We start from the raw sequence: 8287 nt of genomic DNA, 5'->3' as shown, positions 1-8287 counted from the left end.
TAATTACTATGAGGTACAGCTTTTTCATCAGATTTAGATTTTGGGATTTTGATTACTACAAATATAATCTATATTTTAATATCGGTTACATCTATTTTGTTTTATTTAGAATTGTGTATTTATTTTAAATAATACAAGATGGGATTGATGCTGTGAAGTATTTATAAGAATCTCTAATTGGTTACTAACGGTGTACTATTCTTGATTATAAATAGAAAAGTAGCTCCTAGTGCGATTAGGAGCTACTTTTAAAGCTTTAGATAAGAAGACAAGAGATTCTCTTGTTATTTCTTTTGTATGGGGTCGCTTAATTCGCTTTCATGATTATTTTCATTAATTGCTGTAATGTAATATTTCCCAGGTTTAGTTATTTCGTGAGATTTGTCTTTTGTTATAGCAACTAATTCAGCGATAACTTTTTTAGCATTATATAGATCAGGTTCTACTCTATAAATGGCAAATCTATAATTTCCATTGCCACTATTCCATTTCAATGTATTCCCAACTAACTCTAATTCTCTAGGAGTATTAGGTCGTGGAATAACTTCTCTTCCATTGTGAGGTATTAGGGCTGGACGGTTGAATTGCTTTTTTATTATGTTAAGAACAGCTTCTACTTTTTCTGTAGTAAAGTATTTTGCAGAATAGAATGAAGCTCCTTGATAGCGTGGGTATCTTTTAATAGTATTAAATTGTTGATCCAGTAACTCGGCTGGGTAATTGGGTTTTCCCATGTTATATATGCCATAAGCGACCATAGGTATTGCTTCATAACTGTATCTTGACCAATAGCTAGTCCAGTTGTTGAAATCAGTCATCTGATAATAGAGTTGAGGCATTACAAAATCAAGCAAACCTTCTTTACACCATTTTTCTACATCTGCGTAGATTCCTTGATTATTTGCAGCATTTCCTTGGGGACTTATTGTGAATGATAATTCTGGTTTTTTACTAACGATTAATTCATGTATAGTTTTTACCATTTCATTTACGTTAGCAAAACGAAATTGTTCAATTGTTTGATTAGGTGTGCCTAGTTCTTTAAAATCCTCATCATCAAGGAACTTTTCTCCAGACTCTAGAGATGGATAAAAATAGTCATCCATTACTATGCCATCAATATCATAATTAGTTATAATTTCTTCAATTATGTTTTTAAGTCTTTCTCTAACTTCTGGTCGAGCAGGATTATAAACTCTTATTTTTTGACAGTCGATGTACATTTTTTTATCTATATCCATCAATAGTGGAGGAAAAGCGTCAGTTTGATTTGCTCTTGTGGCTATTCTGTACGGATTGATCCATGCATGAAACTCTAATCCTCTTTTGTGTGCTTCCTCAATCATGAATTTCATTACATCATAGTTTGGAGCTTTCCCTCGTTCACCAGTAATGTTTTTGCTCCATGGTTCATATTTAGATTCGTAAAAAGCATCTGCCATGGATCTAACTTGTACAAAGACTGTGTTAATGTTGAATTTAGCAAACTCGTCTAAGTAGTCGATGTACATTTTCTTTTGTGCTATTTCATTATATTTCTGTTGAGGCCAATCTAACTCCCATACAGTTGTAAGCCATACGGCTCTCATCTCCTTTGGAAGTATAATTTCTTGTTGAGAAGGTCCTGAATTTTCTCCAGGACCTTCAATGTTATTATTATCGCTGTCACTACTACAGGATGCTATTAATCCCATAAGTATGACTACAGCAATTTTTTTGATGTTTTTCATATTTAAAAATCTTCTTCTTCAGGTTCTGCAATTGGAACCTCTACTAAAATGAATCCTTGTGCATCTGCTGCTCCAAATATACAGAGTTTATTGTTAACAACTGCAGCACCACAATTAGTCCCAGGAGAAGTTGTTGCATCTGCTCCAAAAGCTTTTTCAAATACTGGTTTATATTCGTTTGCATTAAGTAATTCTAATGCATCAGTAATAGTTTCTCCATTTGTTATATCATAAACGTAAACTGATTGTGCCGAATCTGCAGAGTATCTTGCTGCAGTTACACCTACTAAGTAGCGTTTTTGATTAAAATTGATTACTCTAGCTTGATTTATTCTTTTAGAAACAGCTGTGACTTTGGTAACAAGATTTCCTCCTTCATCAACTAACATTAAAGCAGCATCGAACCCTGTGTAAATATAATATGGGGTGCCTTCTACTTTAGTGAAAGAGAAATATTGTCCTCCAGCTTCACCTGAACTTCCTTTTGGATAGATTATATCTATACCTCCAATGTTTTTGAAGTTACTGACTTTAATACGTCTGATTTTATTTGACGCATTGTTTTCAAAGAAAATATATCCGTTGCCATCTTTATCAATATACATATCCATACTATCTCCAAAACGGCCTCCTTCACCAGCTTCACTGATGTCTTTTTCGAAAATTACTTCTGGTTTTGCTTGTGGTGTGCTCCAATAGTAAACTTTTATGATGTTTCCAGCCATATTGGTAATATATACTTTGTCTTGAAATACTCGACCTGCACTTATTGGAAATGTACCACCACTAATGCCTTCTGTATTTAGCATAATTGGATTATCCAGTTTATTAGCGAGTATGTCTTCCGTTTTTAATAAATGAGGATTAATACCACCATGTCTAGACACTATTAATGCATATTTTTCATTAAAATCTGTACCTCTCGTTGATCCAGCACTAAAATGTGGATATACATTCTTTCCTGATACGCAATTTTCAAATAGTTTGGCTTTGTTAAAATCTCCGCCAAAAACAGGAGCAATAATTCTTATGGTTGCAAAGTATTCTCTGTATCTAGTATCATTAAGTACTTTTATAACTTGGGTGTCTTCTGTTTCTCCTTCTTTTAAAGTGAAATTATAAGTTTCTTTATCTAATAAAGCACCACTTGATAATGTCGCTTTGAATTTTATTGCGGATAAATCCGTTTTTGGATCTAATCTAGGAAATGCAATTGTCTTTTTATTTTCATCAATTTTCCCTTTTATTTCAGTATTTCCATCTATGCCGCCATTCGTGATGCTGATCTCTTCAATTACTGTTTTGTATTTAACAGTATTCATCTCATTATCACTGCTGCTACAAGAATATATAGTGAAGAGGAGGGGGGCTATAATTAGCCCCATATGTTTAATATATTTTTTCATGTTATAATCTTTTAAATCTTTGGTATTTTAGAGATTAATCTTGAGTGCCCCAACCTTCGGTTTGTTTTAATTCATAACCTTTATTTTTGTAGTCAGTTATGTTGTTTTTTCCGACAGGTGATAGATATGGATTTATACCAGGTTGATCAAGAACTGTTAGTCTATGTTTACTATTAAGATGTCTGAAGAAACCAATCATCTCAGCACCATTGGAACCATTATATTTAATTTGTTTTCCATCTTTAGTAATAACAGAAAGGATACCTATGTTTTTAGTAGATAATTCTCCTGGTAGTTCTTTTGGGAAATTAACCCATGTACCAGTTAGTAAATCCAGATTTTTATTTGTATCCATGTATTCAAGCTTAGTCCAACGACGCAGGTCTACTATTCTAGAAAATTCGAAGGCTAATTCCATACGTCTTTCTCTTCTTATTTCCCAGATTAATCTTGAAACATCATCATCTCTGTTTGGATCATTTGGTAAATCACTAATATTCATAGGAGCTGTTTTCGTAACACCTTTTGCTATTGCTTCTTTTGCTAATGGTCTGTTTCTGATCTTATTTATAGATTCATCTATGTCGGTTTGTGAGACAGCTGTACCTCCAATTGTTGCTAATTCTGCTTTTGCTTCAATCCAATTGAGTAATACTTCTGCAAATCTTAGTACAGGATAATCATTTTTATTATTAGTTGAAGTGTATTCTGTTGGAACTGCTTCTCCTGCTGCAGCAAATTCTGGACCCTCGCGGTCTATGAATTTAACAATGTATAAATGAGAAGACTTAGATAGAGGTGTTGGTTTATCCCAAAAAGAAGCTTCAAAGCGAGAATCTCTTGTCTTAATTAGATTAGCAATACTAAAATCATCACTATTTTCAACTGTTGAAGTAGTATAATCTTTACCATCATTGCATATAAAAGCCTTAATTAAATCAAGAGTAGGACCCACACTTCTTGATTCCGCCATATTACAATATGTAGCAACACAGTGAGTGATTTGATGAGCTACATCGTAGTGTCTATATAGAATACAGTCTCTGTTTCCTTTTAAGTCTTCTGATCCAAAAAGACTTCTGAAATCAGTAACAATATCAAATTTTCCACTATTACGAACGATGTTAGCTGCTTCAATGGACAACTCTAAGAATTTTTTGGCTCTATTATTGTCTTTATAGTAATATTTAAGAGTAGTTCCTTCTATAAGCGCATAACGACTTATAAAGCCTGCAACAATATATCTATTAACACTTTGATCTCCATCATTTAATCGAACATTTGTCATCGCAAAAGTTAAGTCGTCATATACATGATCCATGACTTCATTACGAGGAGTTCTTGATTTATATAGTTCATCAAAATCATTGTCTGCCACTACATGACTATAATAAGGAACATCTCCAAATACTCTTGCTAAGTTTGCATATTCAATACCACGAAAGAAACGAGCTACTCCTAACCAGTGATTGTATGCTTCTTCTGAAAGTATACTTTTCATTCTTTCTTCAATGCGGTTAATCATTAAGTTAGCTTTTCTTACCCAAGCAAAGTTCCAAGTTGGTCCACTATAAGTGGATTGCCATGCTGGCGCTTTCTCGTCAATAGAAGTACTTCCTTTTGATGATGGTATAGTTCTTTCGAATTCAGCCTGATTACCTTGGTTAAGCATATCGTCATTGAATTCATAACCTAATAAAGCGGCATATTGAGAGTTGTAGCCAACACCATAGCCAGTGAAGGTTTTAGCGTAGAATTCATGAGCAAAAAGTCTAACCTTTGTTTCACTCACCCAAAAAGTATCATCATTTGCATCGGTTTTAGATGGTCGGTCAAGAATATCGCTACATCCCCCAACGATAAATGTTATGATTGATAATAATATTAAATATTTAGTTTTCATATTTCTAGTATTAAAAATTAGAAGGTTAGTTGAACACCGAACGACGCTGACTTGAATACAGGAGCTCCTGTTCCTGTTCTTCCTAAGTTATAATTACTACTAAACATAGAATAACCGGAAATTGCTTCTGGGTCAATAGGTAGACCTCTTAGATTATCGAATGTAAAGAAGTTTTCAAGTGAAAGATATAATCTAGCTTTATTTAGGTATACTTTTTTGAGTAAAAACTCAGGAAAGCTATACCCTATTGTGATGTTTTTTATTCTTAAGTAAGACATATCAAGTAAGTACTTTGATTGTACTTGCATACTATAACTTGTGTCTGAACCTCCATTATCCCAAGCTCTAGGATAGAATGCGTTAGGTCTATCTTCTCTCCAATAATCTTTAGCAATAGCATCTGCCATAGCTCCTTCTTTAGCAAAGTATCCTGGAATAGCTAATTGGCCAGAACCCCAAATTTCTCTTTTGCCAATACCTTGCATGAAAATGGAGAAGTCAACTCCTTTATAGTCAGCTCCAAGTCTGATGCCATATTCATATCTTGGTGTAGTGTTTCCTATCACTTTTCTATCACCAGGGTTGCCTACAGTGCCATCGCCAGGAGTAATATAGCCATCACCATTTAGATCTTTATACTTTACATCGCCAGGGCTAAATATTACAACACCTTTACCATCTTCTAGGTATGTTTGGTAAATGGGATTTTCACCTTTTAGCATATGAGTTTCTTTCGCAACTCCATCAATTATAATTGTAGTTTTTTTAATAGAGCCATCATCATTATAGACAAAGTCATCTTTTTGATAAAGTCTATCTGTTACGTAGCCATAAATATCACCAAATCTTCGACCTGTTGAATATCCGTTTGATAGTTTTCTATTTGCATTAGGAGTCATATGATCTGCTCCTTTGGTTATAATAGTTGTAGCATCAGCAATAGAAGCCATACCATTAATACCTAGACCATTTTCAAATCTATAACTAAAGTCAAAAGCCAATTCCCATCCTCTAGTTCTCAAATTACCATAATTGCCTTTTGGAGCTCCTGTTCCATGAGTTTCAGGAAGTGCATCTCCAGGTAAAATCATGTTTTTCGTGTCTCTTTGGTACCAGTCGAAAGTTACTCCGAAGATATTTTTATAAAATCTAAAATCAAATCCTAAATCTAAAGTTTGAATATCTTGCCATGTAATATCTCTTGCTACAGCGCCTGGAGTTCCGTATCCCCAAAATGGTATACCATCGCTACCTAGCCAAGAGGTCTTGTATTGGTTCATTTTAGGAAAGTATAAATGATTTGGAACAGTTTGGTCGCCAATAATACCCCATGAACCTCTTATTTTAGCAAAACTTAATACCGGCTCAACTACTTTCATGAAACTTTCATTAGACAAGACCCATCCTGCAGAGAAAGAAGGGAATGTTCTCCATCTTACATCTGAGGGGAATTTAGATGTTCCATCATAACGCATGTTTGCTTCCACTAAATATCTATCTGCGAAAGAATAGTTGACACGGCCAAAGAAACCCACTTGTGATTCCCAATTAGCTGTAGCATTAACTGTTTCAGTTCCTACTGCAAAATCGAACTGAGGATTATCTAAGTCTAGTAAATCCATTTTTTTCGAGAAGTTACTTTCCCAGTCTTTTTTTACAATATTTGAACCAACCATGAATTTAAATTTATGCTCTTGCTCTTTTCCTAAATTTAAATTGTATGTAGAGTATATATTAAATACATGTTGATCTACTTTACCTGAATTTCTTGAAATCCAGCTTTTATCTTGATACATAGTTTGAGGGAATTGATATGCTGGCATTCCTCCAACATCTGTTGGTTTTCCAGCATCATCTACATATACTTGATTTCCATCTTGATCTTTCCAAGCAATCGGAGTATACCATATGTCTCCACCTGATAGAGTAGGACGTGCAGCATTCGTTATGTTTTGTTCGTTTGAATAAGTATAATCAAATCGGATATCCCAGTCTTTTAGCGGTGTAATAGTTGTACCTAAGTTTACGCTATAGTATTTGTTTTGTCTGTTAGATGTAAATGTAGTAGCTGTTTCATAATCAGGTGTCCTTAGTGGCATATCGCGTTCAGTAACTCCAACAGGGAATAATCTGCTCCATCTATAAAGGTATAGCCACGGGTCTGAAACTGTTGTACCAAATTCAGGGTATCTTTTGTTTCTATCTGAATAAATTGCACCTGCTCTTACTGAGATATATTTGTTAAGCTCTGATGAGAGATTGAAAGAAGCATTGTAGCGCTTGAAGTCGTCATGTTTTGCTGGTTTCATTAGACCTTCTTGCTTTAAATATCCCAAGCCAATATTATAAGCTGTTTTTCCAGATTTTCCATTAACAGAGAGATTATGCGTTTGTGAAGGAGTCCAATCATTAATCATTGCTTTAGTACCATCATAAATACGATAACCAAATTTATTAACTCCATCAAAATACCAATCTCGTCCATATACAACAGGATCTGAATCTTTAACGGTTCCACTATACTTGTTTTGCCATTCTTTCATTTTTTCAATGCTCTCTTCATTGACGCGCCAAAAACCTCCTGCAACGTCGTCTGATCCTCTGTTTCTTTGCGCATCAAGAGTGTATTGTAGCCCTTCAATCCCAGCCATTTTTATTTTCTTTGTTGGGTTTTGCCAAGAAAAGTTTGATGAGTATGTTATTTCAAATTTATCAGTCTTAGCTCCCTTTTTAGTGGTTATTAAGATAACACCAAAAGCACCCTTAGCACCATATATGGAGGCTGAAGCAGCATCCTTTAACACAGATATAGATTCTATATCGTCTGGGTTTATCATTTGAATGCTTGGGATTTCAACGTTGTCAACAAGAATAAGTGGCTTGCTACTACCTTCGATAGAAGCTATTTGTCCACGTATTTTCATTACAGGGTCTGACCCAACTTCTCCAGATGGTACTGTTACTGTTAAGCCTGATACAGCTCCTTGTAATCCACGACCAACGTCTGCAATAGGGCGACTAGCTAATGTCTCATCCACTCGTACTGAAGCTACCGCACCTGTTAAGTTTTCTTTCTTCTGAGCACCATAACCGACAACAACAACCTCGTCTAGTAGCTCTGAGTCTTCTTTTAGAGTTATTTTTAGATTGTTTTGTGCTTTTGTTTCAATTGCTTTAAAGCCTATATAGCTAACTTGTAGTGTAGCTCCAGGTTTTACATTAATAGAGAAATTTCCATCAATATCGGT

4 protein-coding genes are annotated in these 8287 nt (G+C 34.6%); all 4 read right to left on the bottom strand.

Features of this window, described 5'->3' with window-relative positions:
- Nucleotides 1-284: 284 nt before the first annotated feature.
- Complete coding sequence (locus tag K8V80_RS03545) at nucleotides 285-1730, bottom strand: glycoside hydrolase family 10 protein (protein WP_276775491.1); 1446 nt, start codon at nucleotides 1728-1730, stop codon at nucleotides 285-287.
- A gap of 2 nt (nucleotides 1731-1732) precedes the next feature.
- A complete protein-coding gene (locus K8V80_RS03540; RefSeq protein ID WP_276775489.1) occupies nucleotides 1733-3136 on the bottom strand; it encodes a DUF4623 domain-containing protein in 1404 nt (467 codons plus the stop codon).
- Nucleotides 3137-3170: 34 nt separating this feature from the next.
- Nucleotides 3171-5039 (bottom strand): RagB/SusD family nutrient uptake outer membrane protein, encoded by a 1869-nt coding sequence (locus K8V80_RS03535; RefSeq protein ID WP_276775487.1) that lies wholly within the window; start codon nucleotides 5037-5039, stop codon nucleotides 3171-3173.
- 17 nt (nucleotides 5040-5056) lie between these two features.
- Nucleotides 5057-8287 (bottom strand): SusC/RagA family TonB-linked outer membrane protein (locus K8V80_RS03530; RefSeq protein WP_276775485.1); only part of this gene is annotated, 3231 nt, incomplete at its 5' end.

This window comes from Bacteroides coprosuis, assembly GCF_020741705.1.
Lineage (GTDB): Bacteria > Bacteroidota > Bacteroidia > Bacteroidales > Bacteroidaceae > Bacteroides_E > Bacteroides_E coprosuis.
Note: the sequence above shows the minus strand (reverse complement) of the source record. Positions and strands in the feature narration are given on the sequence as shown.